The sequence below is a fragment of the Pseudomonas sp. GW821-FHT09C08 genome (assembly GCF_059418125.1).
Window position 1 is genome coordinate 359,384 of sequence record NZ_JBWKPG010000004.1, and the last position, 17,520, is coordinate 376,903.

A 17,520-nucleotide genomic window follows, 5' to 3' on the forward strand; every position below is an offset into this window, starting at 1 on the left:
CGAACAAGGCCGCGAGTGTGCCCAGTGACTTGGCCCTGCACAATCACTGTTTAAAGGATAAACCGCGTCACCATGCCATTGAGGTCCACCGCCAGGCGCGACAGTTCCTGGCTGGCCGCCGAGGTCTGCGTGGCGCCGGCGGCGGTCTGGGTGGACAGGTCGCGAATGTTCACCAGGCTGCGGTCCACATCGCGCGCCACCAGCGCTTGCTGCTCGGCGGCACTGGCAATGACCAGGTTGCGCTCGCTGATCTGCGAAATCGCCGCGGTGATTTTTTCCAGCGCGCTACCCGCACTGTTGGCCCGCTGCAGCGTCTGGCCGGCGTGTTCGGCACTGCTGTTGAGCGCGTCGACGGTGTCCTGGGTGCCTTGCTGGATGCCGGTGATCATCTGCTCGATTTCTTCGGTGGAGTCCTGGGTGCGCTGCGCCAGCGAGCGCACTTCGTCGGCGACCACTGCAAAACCACGCCCGGCCTCACCCGCACGGGCGGCTTCGATGGCGGCGTTGAGCGCCAGCAGGTTGGTTTGCCCGGCGATGCCACGAATCACTTCCAGCACTTTGCTGATGTCCTGGGCCTGCACGGCCAGGCCTTCGGCCTTGTTCGACGCGCCGAGCACTTCATCCACCAGGTTCTGGATCGAACTGATGGTTTCGCTGATCTGGTAGTGGCCGTGCTTGCTGTCTTCATCGGAAGCCTTGGAGGCTTCGGCGCTGGACACTGCGTTGCCGGCCACCTCGTCCACTGCCGAACTCATTTCGGTCACGGCCGTCGCGGCCTGCTCGATCTCGTCGTTCTGTGCCTGCAGGCCACGGGTGCTCTGCTCCATCACCGAGCTCATCTCTTCGGCGGCGGAAGCCAGTTGTTGGGCGGATTCACTGATGCCACGAATGGTGCTTTGCAACTGTTCCTGCATGGTCGCCAGGGCGCCCAGCAGTTGCGCCGGCTCGTCATGGCCGTGCACCACGATCGGCTGGCTGAGGTCGCCGCCGGCGATGGTACGCGCCACGATCAACGCCTGGCCGAGCGGCGCGGTGATGCTGCGGGTCAGCAGCCACGCCAGCAGCAAGGTGGCAATCAGCGCGACCACGATGATCAGCCCGACAACCCACTGCGCGCTCGAATAGGTCTCGGCAGCCGCGTCGGCTGCCGCTTCGACACCTTTCTGGTTGAACGCGATCAGGTCTTCCAGGTTCTGGTTGAGGGCCATGCCCTGGGGCGCCAGGCGCACGTTCAGCAGGTCGATGGCGTCTTGTTGCTGGTCCTTGTCGACCAGAGCAACCATCTGGCCGACGGTGCCCAGGTAGGTCGCCACATTGCTTTTTGCCTGCTGGAGCATTTCACGCTCTGCATCGTTGTTCAGCAGGCTTTCGTGACGCTCCAGCAGCGCTTGCAATTCACTGGTGTTGCGCGTGATCAAGGCCCTGCTGGTGTCGCGTATCCGCGATTCGTCGGTGGTGACCAGGCGCAGGCCTTCCAGGCGAATGTTGGCGACGTAGGCGGCGATGTCGTGGGCGTTCTCGATGCTCGGCATCCACGCGTCTTCGATGACCAGCGCGCTCTCGCGCAGCTTGGCCATCTGGCCCAGGCCAAACAGGCCGACAATTACCAGCAGACTGGCCAATACCCCAAAGCTCAATCCGGCACGCAGGCCGATTTTCATATTCCTCAATGACATCTCAATGCTCCTTGGGCAATTAAAACCTGATCCCGGATCGGTCTTTGGACCTTGTTAGGGTGGGAAAGGGCGCGCTATATATCAAAGTGCCATCAAGGTGGTAATCAGGGTTTCCCTTAGTTGGATCCAAAGCTCTGCTAGGGGTATGTACCCTCGAGGCGCCGCGCGATTTTCCTGGCTCACGCTGGCAGGCCACGTCGATGAAGGCCTGGGGTGAAAACGGCGTGCGACTTTTTGGTGCGTTTATTGACCGTACAGTCGAAATAAATAAATTGAAAATAAATGTACAAAGTGAACGAAGTTGTACAACAGGGCGCTGAAAGTGGCCCTTCTCCTGTCTCCCTACACTGGCTAAGCTCAGGGCTTCCCGATGCCCGTTCGAGGTTTCCCGCATGTCGCTCACCACGCCCGCACTCGCCATTGCCCGCACGATCCTTGAAGGGTTCGACGACTACCGTGAGCACTTTCGCCAGATCACCGACGGTGCCCGCGAGCGTTTCGAAAAGGCCCAGTGGCAATTGGGGCAGGCGGCCTCGGCGGCGCGTATCAACCTGTATGAAGAGAAGGTCGGCGAGGTGACCGCACGCCTGCGGGCAAATTTTGCCGACGCGGCATTGCTCGATATCGAGGTGTGGCCGTTGGTGAAAAGCGCCTACATCGGCCTGATCGACCTGCGTTTCGACGATGAGCTGTCCGAGACCTGGTACAACTCGATTTTCTGCGGCCTATTCAGCCATGACCTGATCAGCGATGGCTGCATGTTTATCCACACCACCCGGCCCAGCCTGCGCCGGGCACGGGCGGCGCAGACGCGCACGTATACGCCGGGCGGCCAGATCGCCGAGATGCTGGCGCAGATCTTCGCCGATTACCGTTTCAGCGAACCCTACGCGGACCTCGCCGCCGACCTGCATCGCCTCGAAGTGCAACTGCGCGAAAACCTGCCGGACTGGGTGTGCAAGGACCCGGACCTCAATGTCGAGCTGTTTTCCTCGGTGCTTTACCGCAACAAGGGCGCCTACCTTGTAGGACGTATCTACACCCGCGACGAGCAGTGGCCGTTGGTGATCCCGCTGCTGCACCGTGAAGGGCAGGGCATCCAGATTGATGCACTGATCACCGACGAAGCCGATGTGTCGATCATCTTTTCGTTTACCCGTTCCTACTTCATGGTCGACGTGCCGGTGCCGGCGGAATTCATCGGTTTTCTCAAGCGCATCCTGCCGGGCAAGCACATTGCCGAGCTGTACACCTCCATCGGCTTCTACAAGCACGGCAAATCCGAGTTCTACCGCGCGCTGATCAACCACCTGGCGACCACCGACGACCGCTTTATCATGGCCCCCGGCGTTCGTGGCATGGTCATGAGCGTGTTTACGCTGCCCGGCTTCAACACCGTGTTCAAGATCATCAAGGACCGCTTTTCGCCGTCGAAAAATGTCAACCGCGCCACGGTGATCGAGAAGTACCGCCTGGTCAAAAGCGTCGACCGCGTCGGGCGCATGGCCGACACCCAGGAATTCGCCGACTTCCGCTTCCCCTTGAGCAAATTCGAGCCGGAGTGCCTGGCCGAGTTGCTCGAAGTCGCCGCCGGCACCGTCGAAGTCGAAGGCGACACTGTGCTGATTCGCCACTGCTGGACCGAACGGCGCATGACCCCGCTCAACCTATATCTCGACAACGCCAACGACGCCCAGGTGCGCGAAGCCCTGGAAGACTACGGCCTGGCGATCAAGCAACTGGCGGCGGCGAATATCTTCCCTGGCGACATGCTGCTGAAGAACTTCGGCGTCACCCGCCACGGCCGCGTGGTGTTCTACGACTACGACGAAATCTGCTTTCTCACCGAAGCCAACTTCCGCCATATTCCTGCGCCGCGCACGCCCGAGGACGAAATGGCCTCTGAACCCTGGTACTCCATCGGCCCGCTGGACGTGTTCCCGGAAGAATTTCCGCCGTTCCTGTTCGCCGATGCGGGCCAGCGCAAGTTGTTCAATGAACTGCATGGCGAGTTGTACAACGCCGATTACTGGAAAGGTTTGCAGGACGCGATTCGCGCGGGGAAGGTGATTGATGTGTTTCCGTATCGGCGTAAAGAACGCACTCACTCCTGAAGAGTGAGTGCGCCTGTGGACGAAAACAGCAGCGTTCCTTGTGTCGTTATTTAAATTTCGCCCGGGCAGGACATTATGTTTTGCGGTTTTCCTTGCGTATTTCGCCAAACCAAGGCGTGCCACGACCCATCAGCGTTAAGGCCTCGAGGGCTATCTCGCCATCTGCTCCGTTGACTTTTGCTTCTGGCTGTTTGAGTTTTTGTTTCTCCCAATCAGGAATTAGTTCAGTCTTAAAAGCCGTCCTTTCCGCTTGTCTATATAAGCCCATCATTGACTTATTGTATTCGGCGTCAAGTTGTTTGTGTGCATGTGAATTAGTTATTTTCTTCAGTGGATTTTTACTTTCCGGCGTGTCTTCACTTTTTCTGATGATTTGTTCCAGTAAATTGGTCGGCTTCTGGAAAAGCTCCTTAGGTAGATCCGGGCGCGAGTACTTATTCGCCATTCCCTCCAGCGTTTCTTTGGTCTTCTTTAATTGATCAAGTTCTTTTTGCTTGGCCGGACTCATTGCTGAGTGTGGCTGTTTGGCGATGAGAGGGGTCCACGAGCTGCTACTGGTAGCGGGGGTGTCCTGCTCCCAGGAGCTTTTTCGTCTGTAGGTTTCAGGCGCGATACTTTGGTGTTTAGTGGCGTATCGTCCAGCGTAGTCGCTGGGGCTGTAGCTATAACGACCGGAGTCAATGGGCATACTAAGGTCCTTTAACGAGCGAGCTCGATATGTCTAGTGGTGCATCACCGTGAATCGCTCGGCTATAGAGCGAACATGAAATTTATTTCTCGATTTGCCTGGCTCGGGGTCATAGTCATTAAATAGCCTTTAAATGAAATAGAGGGCACCTCTGTGTTTTCTAGTGTGGATCTGCGCTGCTCATCCGAGCCGTCATTTTAAACGCGAGACAATAAGCTCATCAGTCCGTTCGTAACGCTGTTTGCGATTCGATTCGCCGTCAGGTTGGTGGCCGGCGCGGATGGATCATGGCTATTACGGGGCGAAGGCTGAATGCCTGTTGCTTGCGCAGGTTCATAGGGCGGCGGGCTCTCAGGGCGCATTGCTTCAGCGTAAGAGGGCGGTTTATCTGGGCGCGTAGTGGTCGGCGGGATCAGCATGGAAGCTCCGGTTCACGTTAAAAAATAGAAGCTGTTGTCTGGAAGTCTCATTTAACCTTTCCTATGCCCTCCACCCCATCGGACTTCTGCTGTTAAAAACGCCGAATGATCCACTCAATGTCGTAGTAAATGTCGCCGTAAGCGGTAGGTCACCTCAGTCATGATTGACTGACCATCTCCCTACTTGTCGAAATCTGCGACAATCCCCATCCTCTCTGATGACTTACGCTGCGCAGGCCTCACCTGCCTCACCCAAAAGACCCTTGCCGCCCTGATGACTGACCAAGCGCCCGCTATCGACCAACTGCTGAAAAACCTCGATCACGCCATGCTCGCCGACCGCCATCGCTTGCGGCGGCAGTTGCTCGAGCTGCGCAAGAAACCCGACGAGGAGAAGTTGGCGCAGTGGGTGACGCGCATGCAGGCGTCCTGTGCCCAGGTGACGGCGCGGCGCGCCAGCCTGCCGGTGATTCGTTACGACGACAGCCTGCCGATTGCGGCCAAGCGTGACGAGATCAAGGATGCGCTGAACAAGCATCAGGTGCTGATCATTGCCGGTGAAACCGGTTCGGGTAAAACCACCCAGTTGCCGAAGATCTGCCTGGAAATCGGCCGCGGCCAGTACGGCCTGATCGGCCACACCCAGCCGCGCCGGATTGCCGCGCGCAGCGTTGCCAGCCGGGTTGCCGAAGAGTTGGCGACGCCGTTGGGCGCGCTGGTCGGTTATCAGGTGCGCTTTGAAGACCAGAGCGATTCCAACACCCTGATCAAGCTGATGACCGATGGCATCCTGCTCGCCGAAACCCAGAACGATCGGTATCTGGAACGCTACGACACGATCATCGTCGACGAAGCCCACGAACGCAGCCTCAATATCGACTTCCTGCTGGGTTACCTGAAAACCCTGCTGCCGCGTCGCCCCGACCTGAAAGTCATCATCACGTCGGCGACCATCGACCTGGAGCGTTTCTCCAAACATTTCGACGATGCACCGATTGTCGAAGTCTCGGGTCGCACCTTCCCGGTCGATACCTGGTACCGCCCACTGACCCTGGAGCAAGACGAGGAGGGCAACCGCGTCGAGGACGACTTGACAGTCGACCAGGCGATCCTCGCCACCCTCGATGAAATTGCCGCCTATGAGCGCAGCGAGCGCCGCAGCCCCGGCGACGTACTGGTGTTTTTGCCCGGCGAGCGCGAGATCCGTGACGCTGCCGAGATGCTGCGCAAGGCCCAACTCAAGCACACCGAAATTTTGCCGTTGTACGCGCGGCTGTCACCGGCCGAACAGCAGCGGATTTTCCAGTCCCACCCTGGACGGCGCGTGGTACTGGCGACCAACGTCGCCGAAACCTCGCTGACCGTGCCGGGCATCCGCTATGTCATCGACAGCGGCACCGCGCGCATCAGCCGCTACAGTTACCGCGCCAAAGTGCAGCGCCTGCCGATCGAGGCGATTTCCCAGGCCAGTGCCAACCAGCGTAAAGGCCGGTGCGGGCGGGTTGAGCCGGGCATCTGCGTGCGCTTGTACAGCGAAGAAGATTTTATCGCCCGTCCGGAATTCACCGACCCGGAGATCCTGCGCACCAACCTCGCCGCCGTGATCCTGCAGATGCTGCACCTGCGCCTGGGCGAAATCACCGATTTTCCGTTTATCGAACCGCCGGATGGCAAGGCGATCAGCGACGGTTTCAATTTGCTGCAAGAACTCTCGGCGGTAGACCGCAACAGCCAGCTGACGCCGCTGGGCCGCCAACTGGCGCGCCTGCCGGTGGACCCGCGCATGGGCCGCATGCTGCTGGAAGCGGCCAAGCTCGGCAGCCTGCAGGAAGTGTTGATTGTCGCCAGCGCCATGTCGATCCAGGACCCGCGCGAGCGTCCGCCGGAACGCCAGCAAGCCGCCGACCAGGCGCACGCCCAGTGGAAAGACGCCGACTCGGACTTCGCTGGGTTGGTCAATCTGTGGCGCGGCTTTGAAGAGCAGCGCCAGGCATTGACCGCCAGCCCGCTGCGCAACTGGTGCCGCAAGAACTTCCTGAATTATCTGCGCCTGCGCGAGTGGCGTGATTCCCACCGCCAGTTGAGCCTGATCTGCCGCGACATGCAGCTGACCGTCAATAAAGAACCGGCGGACTTCCCGAAACTGCACAAGGCGGTGCTGTCCGGCCTGCTCAGCCAGATCGGCCAGAAGACTGAAGAGGGCGATTACCTCGGTGCACGCCAGCGACGCTTCTGGATTCACCCGTCCTCGGGCATCGGCAAAAAGCGCCCGCAATGGCTGATGACCGCCGAGCTGGTGGAAACCACCAAGCTCTACGCGCGCATGGTGGCGAAGATCGATGCCGACTGGATCGAGCCGCTGGCCGGGCACCTGATCAAGAAAAACCACTTCGAACCGCATTGGGAAAAGAAGCGCGGCCAGGTCGTCGCCTTTGAACAGATCACCCTCTTCGGGCTGATCGTGGTCGGGCGTCGTCCGGTGCATTACGGGCCGATTGACCCGGTGGTGTCGCGCGAGCTGTTTATCCGCGAAGGCCTGGTGCGTGGCGAAATTCAGTCGCGGGCCAAGTGCCTCACGGCCAATCAGCAACTGCTTGAACAGCTCGATGAGCTGGAGGCCAAGGCGCGCCGTCGGGATATCCTCGCCGACGAAGAAACCCTGTACGCCTTCTACGATGCGCGCCTGCCGGCGGAGATCCACCAGACCGCCACGTTCGACAGCTGGTACAAGGTCAACAGCCAGAAAGACCCGCAACTGCTGATCATGCGCGAAGAAGATGTGCTGGCCCGCGAGGCCAGCGAGGTCACCGCCGCGCATTATCCGGACACCCTGCACCTGGGCGACCTGGCGCTGGCCTTGAGTTACCACTTCGAGCCCAATCATCCACGCGACGGCGTAACCCTGCGCGTCCCCGCTCCGCTGCTGCCGGCGTTGCCGCCGGAGCGCCTGGAATGGCTGGTGCCCGGGGTGATCGAAGCCAAATGTATCGCCCTGGTGCGCAACTTGCCGAAGGCGTTGCGCAAGAACTTCGTACCGGTGCCGGATTTCGTCAAGGCGGCGTTGCAGCGCATTGAATTCGGCCAGGGCTCGCTGCCCCAGGCCCTGGGCCGGGAACTGTTGCGCATGACCGGCGCACGAGTCAGCGATGAAGCCTGGGCCGAGGCCGCGCAGCAGGTGGACAGCCACCTGAAGATGAACCTGGAAGTGGTCGATGGCGAGGGTAAGTTCCTCGGCGAAGGCCGCGACCTGGCGGAGCTGACGGCACGTTTTGCGCAAGCCAGCCAAGCGGCCTTGGCGGTACCGAAGACCGCGAAAAGCCAGCAGCCGGTGGAGGCCAAGGTGTTCGCCGCGGTGGCCGAGAAGACCCAGCAGAACATCGCCGGCCTGTCGATGACCGTCTACCCGGCGCTCGTGGAGGAAAACGGCACGGTCAAGGAAGGGCGTTTCTCCACCGCTGCCGAAGCCGAGTTCCAGCATCGCCGCGCGTTGCAGCGCCTGCTGATGCAGCAACTGGCGGAACCGGCGAAATTCCTGCGCGGCAAATTGCCCGGCCTCACTGAATTGGGCCTGATGTACCGCGAACTGGGGCGCATCGACGCGCTGGTCGAAGACATCCTGCTGGCCAGCCTCGACAGCTGCGTGCTGGAAGGCGAAGCCAGCTTGCCGCGTGACGGCGCCGGCCTCGCCGCGTTGGCCGAACGCAAGCGTGGCAGTTGGACCGAACATGCCGAACGCCTGGCACGCTTGACCCTGGAGGTGTTGAAACTCTGGCATGGCCTGCAAAAGCGCTTCAAGGGCAAGATCGACCTGGCCCAGGCGGTGGCCCTCAACGACATCAAGCAACAATTGAGTAACCTGGTGTATCCCGGTTTTGTGCGCGAAACCCCGGCGCAGTGGTTCAAGGAGCTGCCGCGATTCCTCAAGGCCATCGAATTGCGTGTGGAGAAACTGCCGAGCCAGGTGCAAAAGGATCGGGTGTGGAGCACCGAACTGAGCGGCCTGTGGGCGCAATACCAGAACCGCCTGAACAAACACACCCAGGAAGGCAAGCGCGACCCGCAGCTGGAGCTCTATCGCTGGTGGCTGGAGGAGTATCGGGTGTCGTTGTTCGCCCAGCAGCTCGGCACCAAAGTGCCGATTTCCGACAAGCGCCTGAGCAAGCAATGGAGCCTGGTCGAGGCTTGAAATTGTGGTGAGCGGGCTTGCTAAGGCTGGTGGGCTTGTTGGGGCAGATGGGTTTTCTTGGTGGTGAGTGGCCTTTTTGTGGTGAGCAGGCTTGTTGGGGTGAGCAGCCCTGTGTGGTGAGTAGGCCTGTTGAGGTGAGCAGGCTTGTTGTGGCTGGCGGGCTTTTTGTGGTGAGCAGGCTTGCCCTGCGTTGGGCTGCGAAGCAGCCCTAAAACCAGCTCACCGGATCTATCTGGCAGACCGAGGAGGTTGGACTGGGGCTGCTGCGCAGCCCAACGCAGGGCAAGCCTGCTCGCCACAACAAGCCTGCTCACCACAAAAAGTCTGCTTGCCACCACAGGCTCGCCAGCCACAACAAGGCCGCTCATCAAGACAAGCCTGCTTGCCACAGGGCCAACACCACTGCACAGCAGGTTTATCGGGCACATGGCGCCAAATCCCAGGGTTTGTGGCAAACTTCGCGGTTATAAATGCCGGGATCGTCGGGATGGGCTGGCGTACAGCCACGGCGCGATGGAATAAAGCGTTGCCAGTTTGATGCCGCTGGACGGAATCGAACGACTTACAGTTTGGTACGACGGTACCAATATCTTCTGCCTGACAGATTTAGAGGAACGACCGTGCATAACGTCGTCATCAGCGGCACTGGCCTGTATACCCCGGCCAACAGCATCTCCAACGAAGAGCTGGTGCAGTCTTTCAATACCTACGTGCAGCAGTTCAACGCCGACAACGCCGCCGCCATCGAGCGTGGTGACGTTCAGCCGCTGACCGAATCCAGCGCCGCCTTTATCGAAAAAGCCTCGGGCATCAAGAGCCGCTTTGTCATGGACAAGGACGGCATTCTCGACCCGCAGCGCATGGCCCCGCGTCTGCCCGAGCGCAGCAATGACGAGTGGTCGGTGCTTTGCCAGATGGCCGTCGGCGCTGCCGAACAGGCCCTGCAGCGCGCCGGCAAGACCGCCGCCGACATCGACGGCGTGATCGTCGCCTGCTCCAACCTGCAGCGCGCCTATCCGGCCATTGCCATCGAAGTCCAAGAAGCCCTGGGCATCGAAGGGTTCGGTTTCGACATGAACGTGGCGTGTTCCTCGGCGACCTTTGGCATCCAGAACGCCGCCAACAGCATTCAGCTGGGCCAGGCGCGGGCGATCCTGATGGTCAACCCGGAAGTCTGCACCGGCCACCTGAATTTCCGTGACCGCGACAGCCACTTCATCTTCGGCGACGCCGCCACCGCGGTGATCCTCGAGCGTGCCGACCTGGCCACCTCCGAGCACCAGTTCGACGTGGTCAGCACCAAGCTGCTGACCAAGTTCTCGAACAACATCCGCAACAACTTCGGTTTCCTCAACCGCGCGGCGGAAGAGGGCATCGGCGCGCCCGACAAGCTGTTCGTGCAGGAAGGCCGCAAAGTGTTCCGCGATGTCTGCCCGATGGTCGCCGAGCTGATCGGTGTGCACCTGGAAGAAAACCAGTTGAACGTGGCAGACGTGAAGCGCTTCTGGCTGCACCAGGCCAACCTGAGCATGAACCACCTGATTGTGAAGAAACTGCTGGGCCGCGAAGCCTCGGTGGAAGAAGCGCCGGTGATTCTCGATACTTACGCCAACACCAGCTCGGCCGGCTCGGTGATTGCGTTCCACACCTACCAGGACGATCTGCCCAAGGGCGCCGTCGCGGTACTCAGTTCGTTTGGCGCAGGCTATTCGATCGGTAGCGTGATCCTGCGCAAGCGCTGATCTACCGGGGTAACGCCGTCCCTGTAGGCGACGGCTTGCCAGCGATCGCATCAGCGCGGTGCGACTGAATCACCCAGGTGCCTGCATCGCTGGCAAGCCAGCTCTTACCAGGCCTGGTTGCTGCATTAGCGGGTTTGCACAGTGGAATCGAGGTAGACATGGCAGCAGCGGACGACGCGCACCTGCTTGAACGTTTGCTCAAGGGTGAGCAGCGGGCCTACAAGGAATTGGTCACCACCTATCAAAGCGCGATGCGCGCGGTGGCCTATGCCATTGTCGGGCAGCGCCATGCCGATGAGGTGGTGCAGGACGCCTGGCTGTCGGTGGTACGCAACCTGGCCCGGTTCGAGGGGCGCTCCAGCCTCAAGACCTGGCTGCTGACCATTACGGCCAACGCCGCCAAGGGTCGCTATAAGCAGAATCGCCGGGAAGTGCTGCTCGACGACCTGCCTTCGCCCCATGGCACCATTGGCGACGACCGTTTTACCCCCGATGATGGCCACTGGGCCGTCGCGCCCTACGCCTGGCACCAGGACACCCCCGAAGCCTTGCTGACCGAGGATGAACTGCGCAAGTGCCTGGAGCATACGTTGCTGAACCTGTCTGATTTGCAAAGCAGCGTGCTGGTATTGCGCGAACGCCAGGGCCTGGAGTTGGAAGAGATCTGTAATCTTCTGACACTCTCGCTCTCCAATGTCCGTGTGCTGTTGCATCGAGCACGGCTTAAAGTCTTCGCCACGGTGGAGCATTTTGAGGAAACGGGCGAATGTTGACCTGTAAAGAGCAAGTGGCGCGGTCCAGTGACTATCTCGACGGGCAATTGACCTTTCGCGAGCGTCTGCTGGTGCGTCATCACTTGATGTTCTGCCCGAACTGCCGACGGTTCATCCGTCAGATGCGCCTGATGCAGGCGACGCTGAAGATCATGCCGCAAGCGCCGGTACAGGATGTGGATGCCTTGGCGCAGCGCCTGGCTGACGAGCGACTCAAGGATCAGAAAGACAGGGAATAGGCAGGCTCGCGTGGGTGGGGCGAACGGATGATGGGGATCTCCCCGCCCACGCAAGACTGTTACAACCACCTCGGGCCGTCCTGGCCCAAGGTGTTCAACGCTGACACTTAGAACTTGGCTTCTGCATCCAGCTGCAGGGTATTGGCGTTCGCGTCGCGGTAGCCCGGGGCGCTGGCGTAATCGGCCTTGGTCAGGAAGTACGTGGCGCCGATGGCGAAGTTCTTGTCGATGTCGTAGCCGACCTTGAACTTGTGACCGCGCGCACCGGTGAAGCCGCCGGCGAAATCGGAGTCGGTGAAGGCGCCGACCACTGCGTAGCGCTGTACGTCGCGGTAGTTGTAGTCCAGGTTGAAGCCGAACACCTTGGACTTGGCACCCAGCAACCAGGCAGTGTCCTGATCTTTCTGAGTGGCTTCGTTGTTCTTCACGTATTGACCGTAGAACGACAACGGTACGGCCAGGCCGCCGATATCGACTTGGCTGAAGCCTTCATACAAACGGTACTCGCTGGCATTGCCGGCTGCGGTGTTGGCAATGGTTTCGGCCGGCGTCAGGCATTGAGTCGAGCCAGCGGTGGGGCAGCGGCTGTCCTGGTCGTTCTGAAAGGCGTAGACGCTGCCACCCAGGGTGACTTTCAGGTTGTCGGTGAGGGAGAAACGCGAGCCCAACTGGCCGGCCGTCATGCGCAGGTCATTGCGAAATTGCACGCCTTCGCCGTTGACGTTGTCCTTGAGGGTGTAGTTACCCAGGCTGCCGAACAGCTCGGCGCTGGTGCCCAATGGGTATTTGTAGGTCACCGCCAGGCCTTCCGGGTTGACATCGCTGTCCCAGATCACATCGCCCATGCTGACCCAGGGTTGCAACATCTTGCCGCCAATCACGTGCAGGTTCTTGATCTGGTCCGGGTGATAGTCGATGTAGCCGAGGTCCAGCCACAGCGACTTCTTGTTGAAGTAGCTGTCCAGGTCCTGGTTGGTGGAGCGCGCGTCTTCGCTGTTGCCGGTGGCGATACGGATACCGGTGTCGACTTGCGAGTTGATTTCGGTATAGGCGCCCAGGCGGGCACGGATGCGCTGGCGATCCTTGTCCTTGCCACCGTTGTTGGGAGTGCCGTCGATCTTGACGGTTTCCTGGCGGAAACGCACATCACCCTTGAGCTGAGTCTTGGCGGCCCAGGCCAGCTTCTGGTCGAACACGCTGAGGTCGTTGGTTTTTTTCGCGGTGGCCGCGATCTGTTCGTTGGTCTCTTGTTGAGCTTGCTGTGCGATCTGCTTTTCTTTCTGATCCTTGGCCAGTTCCGCTTGCAGCTCGGTGTACTGCGCCGCAGTGATCTGGCCATTGGCCTTGAGCATGTCGAGCAATTTAGCGTCGACTGCAGCGCTGGCCGGAACGCTCAGGGCCAGTAACAGGCCGCCGCACAGGACCGCCGCAGTTTTAGTGGAAGCAAGACGCATATCAATCTCCGAAAGTGAGGAGGGATGGCAAACCATCCAGGACACAACCGACCGATGACGGACGGAAAAATAACCACCTGTTAGAACCAGGCGCTCTAAAAACAGGCGTCAGTATCACGATCGTTTATGACGCAACAGTGGCGAAGTGATGTCATCTAGATGACAAATTATTTAAGAATGGAACTATCGGTTTAGAGCCTTGTCCGGCGATTTGAGGGTGTGCTGGGCTCGGCGATAAGCGATACTCGCGAGGCTTTCACGCCATGACGTAGTGAGGATGCCGATGCCGTTGCAACGCCTGGACAGCCTGTCCGAAATCGCCCCGCAGGTTTGGGATGCACTGGTGCCGCAGGCCCAACCTTTCGTGCGACACGCCTTCCTCAGCGCGCTGGAAGACAGCGCCAGCCTGGGCCCCCAATCGGGCTGGCAACCGGAGCACTTGTTGCACTGGGAGGGCGATCGGCTGGTGGCCGCTTTGCCCAGTTATCGCAAGTGGCATTCCTATGGCGAGTACGTGTTCGACCACGGCTGGGCGGATGCCTGTGAGCGGGCGGGCATCGACTATTACCCCAAGCTGCTGACGGCCGTGCCGTTCAGTCCGGTCAGCGGGCCGCGCCTGCTGGCGGCCAATGCCGAGGACGGGTTTGAGCTGCTCAACAGCCTGCCGGGCTATCTGGAAATCGAGGGCCTCTCCAGCGCCCATATCAATTTCACCGACGCGTTGGCCGATGATGCGCTGGCCCGGCAACCCGGCTGGTTGCAGCGCCTGGGGTGTCAGTTTCACTGGCAGAACCGTGGCTATCGCGACTTCCAGGATTTCCTCGACGCGCTCAGTTCGCGCAAGCGCAAACAGATGCGCAAAGAACGCGAACAGGTGGCGGGGCAGGGCATCGACTTCGAGTGGCTGCAAGGCCATGAGCTGAGCGAAGCGCAATGGGATTTTGTCTACGCCTGCTACGCCAATACCTACGCGGTACGCCGCCAATCGCCCTACCTGACCCGCGCGTTTTTCAGCCTGCTGGCCGAACGCATGCCCGAGGCGATCCGAGTGGTGCTGGCCAAGCAAGGTAGTCGCCCGGTGGCCATGGCCTTCAGCCTGATCGGTGGCGACAGCTTCTACGGCCGCTACTGGGGCTGCCTGGCCGAGTTTGATCGACTGCATTTCGAAACCTGTTTCTACCAGGGCATGGACTACGCCATTGCCCACGGTCTGCAACGCTTCGACGCCGGCGCCCAGGGCGAGCACAAGCTGATTCGCGGGTTCGAGCCGGTGATTACCCGCTCATGGCACTACTTGCGTCATCCGGGGTTGAAGAATGCGGTCGAGGACTTCCTGGCACGCGAACAGGTGGGAATCCTGGCGTATGCCGAAGAAGCAAGGTCAGCCCTGCCGTATCGGCAGGGCTGACCGGTTTGCCTTAAGCCGGTTCCTCCTTGCCCAGCCATCGATAGGCCACGCCGGCTATCGCAGCACCCAGCAATGGCGCGAGCCAGAACATCCACAACTGCTGGATCGCCCACCCGCCCACGATCAGCGCCGGGCCCGTACTGCGGGCCGGGTTGACCGAGGTGTTGGTCACGGGGATGGAGATCAGGTGGATCAAGGTCAAGGCCAGGCCAATGGCGATGGGCGCGAGGCCCTTGGGCGCGCGGTGGTCGGTGGCGCCGAGGATGATCAGCAGGAACATGGCTGTCATCACCAGCTCACAGACAAACCCCGCTGCCATTGAATAGCCGCCCGGCGAATGCTCGCCATAGCCGTTGGAGGCCAGGCCCGACGCGAGTTCAAACCCCGGTTTGCCGCTGGCAATGAAATACAGCAAGGCGGCGGCGAGTGTGCCGCCAATGACTTGAGCCACGATGTACGCCGGTAACTCCCTGGCCGGAAATCTTCCGCCCACGACCAGCCCCACCGAGACCGCCGGGTTGAGGTGACAACCACTGATGTGCCCGATGGCGACTGCCATGGTCAGCACCGTGAGCCCGAACGCCAGGGCCACCCCCAACAATCCGATCCCGACTGCAGGAAACGCTGCGGCCAACACCGCACTCCCGCAACCGCCCAACACCAGCCAAAACGTACCTAACCCCTCTGTGACTGAACGCTTGAACAAAGACATGCAACCCGTCCTTGATAGATCGCTCTACCCAATCCGTAAATCAGTGATGCTCCCTGCAGATTTACTTCAGCGCCCGTCTGGGCACTGCTCTGAAGTACAGCACGGATACGGCACAAATCCAGGCGAAAAAAAAGCGCCAGCCCTTTGAAACAGAGGGCTGGCGCCGTTTTAACCTGAGTCGGCTTGCCGGTGATGGCGCCCTCAAACACCTCGGTGATCTTTTGGGCCTCATCCCGGCAAGCCGGTTCCTACGGGGAGTTAACGGTGTTGTCTCAGTCGATGCCGACAAAACCGCCGGTCTGGTGCTGCCACAACCGCGCATACAACCCGCCATGGGCCAGCAGTTCGGCATGGCTGCCACTTTCGGCAATCTGGCCTTTCTCCAGCACCACCAGGCGGTCCATGCGCGCGATGGTCGACAACCGGTGCGCAATCGCAATCACCGTCTTGCCTTGCATCAGGGTCTCCAGGCTTTCCTGGATCGCCGCTTCCACTTCCGAGTCAAGCGCTGAGGTGGCTTCGTCCATGATCAGAATCGGCGCATCCTTGAGCAACACGCGCGCAATCGCAATGCGCTGGCGTTGTCCGCCCGAGAGTTTGACCCCGCGCTCACCCACATGTGCATCCAGCCCGGTGCGGCCTTCGGAGTCGGACAGCAGCGGGATGAATTCATCGGCCCGCGCCTTGCGCACGGCGGCCCAGAGTTCTTCATCGGTGGCGTCCGGCTTGCCATACCGCAGGTTGTCGCGGATCGAGCGGTGCAGCAGCGAGGTGTCCTGGGTGATCATGCCGATCTGTTCGCGCAGGGTTTCCTGGGCCACCTCGGCGATGTCCTGGCCATCGATCAGGATGCGCCCGCCTTGCAGGTCGTACAGGCGCAGCAGCAAGTTGACCAGGGTCGATTTGCCCGCGCCGGAAGGGCCGATCAAGCCGATTTTCTCCCCGGCCTTGATGGTCAGGTTCAGGCCGCCAATGATCCCGCTCTTCTTGCCGTAGTGAAAATCCACCTGCTCGAAGCGCACTTCGCCGTGCGGCACGCTCAGGCGCGGGGCCTGGTCACGGTCGATTACGGCGAGCGGTTGGGCGATGGTCTTCAGGCCGTCCTGCACCATGCCGATGTTTTCGAAAATACCGTTGACCACCCACATGATCCAGCCGGACATGTTGACGATCCGAATCACCAGGCCGGTGGCCAGGGCGATGGCGCCCACGGAGATCAGCGACTGGGTCCACAGCCACAGGGCCAGGCCGGTGGTGGTGACGATCAGCAGGCCGTTCATGGTGGTGATCACCACGTCCATGCTGGTGACCACGCGGCTGGCCAGCTGGGTTTTTTCGGTCTGCTCGATGATCGCTTCCTTGGCGTATTCCTGCTCGTATTGAGTGTGCGCGAACAGCTTCAGGGTGGTGATGTTGGTGTAGCCGTCGACGATGCGGCCCATCAGCTTGGAGCGCGCCTCGGATGAGATCACCGAGCGTTCCTTCACCCGTGGCACGAAGTAGCGCAGCGCCAGGCTGTAGCCGATGATCCAGGTCACCAGCGGGATCATCAGGCGCCAGTCGGCCTCGGCAAACAGCACCAGGGAGCTGATGGCGTAGATCGCCACGTGCCAGATCGCATCGACCGCCGCCACGGCGGAGTCGCGCAGGGAATTGCCGGTCTGCATGATGCGCTGGGCGATGCGCCCGGCGAAGTCGTTCTGGAAGAAATTCAGGCTCTGCTTGAGCACATAGCTATGGTTCTGCCAGCGAATCAGGCTGGTCATGCCCGGGCTGATGGTCTGGTGTACCAGCAGGTCATGCAGGGCGCCGAAGATCGGGCGCAGCAGCAGGGCGACCACGGCCATCCAGATCAGCTCGGTGCTGTGCAGCTGGAAGAAGTTCGCCGGCGGCGTGCCTTGGGCCAGGTCGATGATGCGGCTCAGGTAGCTGAACAGCGCGACTTCGATCAGCGCACCGATCAGGCCCACCACCAGCAATGCGGCAAAACTTGGCCACACCTGGCGCAGGTAGTAGAGGTAGAAGGGCAGGACTTTATCGGGAGGGGCGGCGCTGGGCGCGTCGCGGAAAATATCGATCAGCTTTTCAAAACGACGATAGAGCATTAGG

Annotated in this window: 11 protein-coding genes; 6 read left to right on the plus strand and 5 right to left on the minus strand. The window is 60.6% G+C overall.

Translation table 11 applies throughout. The annotated features are described in order from the left end of the window. Positions 1 to 50: 50 nt before the first annotated feature. Positions 51 to 1,676: a methyl-accepting chemotaxis protein gene (locus AC07OJ_RS16305; protein WP_106802989.1), complete on the minus strand. Its 1,626-nt coding sequence runs from the start codon at positions 1,674 to 1,676 to the stop codon at positions 51 to 53. A gap of 392 nt (positions 1,677 to 2,068) precedes the next feature. Between AC07OJ_RS16305 and aceK the strand changes: the two genes are divergently transcribed. Beyond that, the gene (aceK, locus tag AC07OJ_RS16310) at positions 2,069 to 3,790 is read left to right on the plus strand and encodes a bifunctional isocitrate dehydrogenase kinase/phosphatase (RefSeq protein WP_495094814.1); all 1,722 of its coding nucleotides are present in this window, start codon (positions 2,069 to 2,071) and stop codon (positions 3,788 to 3,790) included. 73 nt (positions 3,791 to 3,863) lie between these two features. Here the strand turns inward: aceK and AC07OJ_RS16315 are convergent, their stop codons facing one another. Next, positions 3,864 to 4,478: a hypothetical protein gene (locus AC07OJ_RS16315; protein WP_495094815.1), complete on the minus strand. Its 615-nt coding sequence runs from the start codon at positions 4,476 to 4,478 to the stop codon at positions 3,864 to 3,866. 693 nt (positions 4,479 to 5,171) lie between these two features. Between AC07OJ_RS16315 and hrpA the strand changes: the two genes are divergently transcribed. From hrpA to AC07OJ_RS16335, 4 genes are all read left to right on the plus strand, one after another. Beyond that, the gene (hrpA, locus tag AC07OJ_RS16320; protein ID WP_495094816.1) at positions 5,172 to 9,083 is read left to right on the plus strand and encodes an ATP-dependent RNA helicase HrpA; all 3,912 of its coding nucleotides are present in this window, start codon (positions 5,172 to 5,174) and stop codon (positions 9,081 to 9,083) included. A 620-nt stretch (positions 9,084 to 9,703) separates the two neighbouring features. Then, a complete protein-coding gene (locus AC07OJ_RS16325) occupies positions 9,704 to 10,825 on the plus strand; it encodes a beta-ketoacyl-ACP synthase III (RefSeq protein WP_065909636.1) in 1,122 nt (373 codons plus the stop codon). Between the two features lie 158 nt (positions 10,826 to 10,983). After that, positions 10,984 to 11,598 carry an RNA polymerase sigma factor gene (locus AC07OJ_RS16330; RefSeq protein ID WP_065909639.1) on the plus strand — a complete coding sequence of 205 codons (615 nt, stop codon included), beginning with the start codon at positions 10,984 to 10,986 and terminating at the stop codon, positions 11,596 to 11,598. Beyond that, positions 11,592 to 11,837, plus strand: a complete 246-nt coding sequence (locus AC07OJ_RS16335; RefSeq protein WP_495094817.1) for a zf-HC2 domain-containing protein — start codon at positions 11,592 to 11,594, stop codon at positions 11,835 to 11,837. Before AC07OJ_RS16330 ends, AC07OJ_RS16335 begins: the two co-directional genes overlap by 7 nt. 107 nt (positions 11,838 to 11,944) lie before the next feature. Here AC07OJ_RS16335 and AC07OJ_RS16340 read toward each other — a convergent pair whose 3' ends face one another. Further along, a complete protein-coding gene (locus AC07OJ_RS16340; protein ID WP_065909643.1) occupies positions 11,945 to 13,291 on the minus strand; it encodes a putative porin in 1,347 nt (448 codons plus the stop codon). Between the two features lie 283 nt (positions 13,292 to 13,574). Here AC07OJ_RS16340 and AC07OJ_RS16345 point away from each other — a divergent pair, with 283 nt between their 5' ends. Further along, entirely contained in the window at positions 13,575 to 14,699 is a 1,125-nt protein-coding gene (locus AC07OJ_RS16345) for a GNAT family N-acetyltransferase (RefSeq protein ID WP_282397832.1), read from the plus strand. A gap of 10 nt (positions 14,700 to 14,709) precedes the next feature. Here AC07OJ_RS16345 and aqpZ read toward each other — a convergent pair whose 3' ends face one another. Continuing rightward, on the minus strand, positions 14,710 to 15,411 hold the full coding sequence (aqpZ, locus tag AC07OJ_RS16350; protein ID WP_065909644.1) for an aquaporin Z: 702 nt from the start codon (positions 15,409 to 15,411) through the stop codon (positions 14,710 to 14,712). Positions 15,412 to 15,683: 272 nt separating this feature from the next. Then, on the minus strand, positions 15,684 to 17,516 hold the full coding sequence (locus tag AC07OJ_RS16355) for an ABC transporter ATP-binding protein (RefSeq protein ID WP_065909647.1): 1,833 nt from the start codon (positions 17,514 to 17,516) through the stop codon (positions 15,684 to 15,686). Positions 17,517 to 17,520 lie beyond the last annotated feature (4 nt).

Excerpts from the sequence above, each read along its gene's own strand:
- AC07OJ_RS16305 (WP_106802989.1), bottom strand. The coding sequence starts at position 1,676 with ATGTCATTGAGGAATATGAAAATCGGCCTGCGTGCCGGATTGAGCTTT.
- aceK (WP_495094814.1), top strand. The coding sequence starts at position 2,069 with ATGTCGCTCACCACGCCCGCACTCGCCATTGCCCGCACGATCCTTGAA.
- AC07OJ_RS16315 (WP_495094815.1), bottom strand. The coding sequence starts at position 4,478 with ATGCCCATTGACTCCGGTCGTTATAGCTACAGCCCCAGCGACTACGCT.
- hrpA (WP_495094816.1), top strand. The coding sequence starts at position 5,172 with ATGACTGACCAAGCGCCCGCTATCGACCAACTGCTGAAAAACCTCGAT.
- AC07OJ_RS16330 (WP_065909639.1), top strand. The coding sequence starts at position 10,984 with ATGGCAGCAGCGGACGACGCGCACCTGCTTGAACGTTTGCTCAAGGGT.
- AC07OJ_RS16335 (WP_495094817.1), top strand. The coding sequence starts at position 11,592 with ATGTTGACCTGTAAAGAGCAAGTGGCGCGGTCCAGTGACTATCTCGAC.
- AC07OJ_RS16340 (WP_065909643.1), bottom strand. The coding sequence starts at position 13,291 with ATGCGTCTTGCTTCCACTAAAACTGCGGCGGTCCTGTGCGGCGGCCTG.
- AC07OJ_RS16345 (WP_282397832.1), top strand. The coding sequence starts at position 13,575 with ATGCCGTTGCAACGCCTGGACAGCCTGTCCGAAATCGCCCCGCAGGTT.
- aqpZ (WP_065909644.1), bottom strand. The coding sequence starts at position 15,411 with ATGTCTTTGTTCAAGCGTTCAGTCACAGAGGGGTTAGGTACGTTTTGG.
- AC07OJ_RS16355 (WP_065909647.1), bottom strand. The coding sequence starts at position 17,516 with ATGCTCTATCGTCGTTTTGAAAAGCTGATCGATATTTTCCGCGACGCG.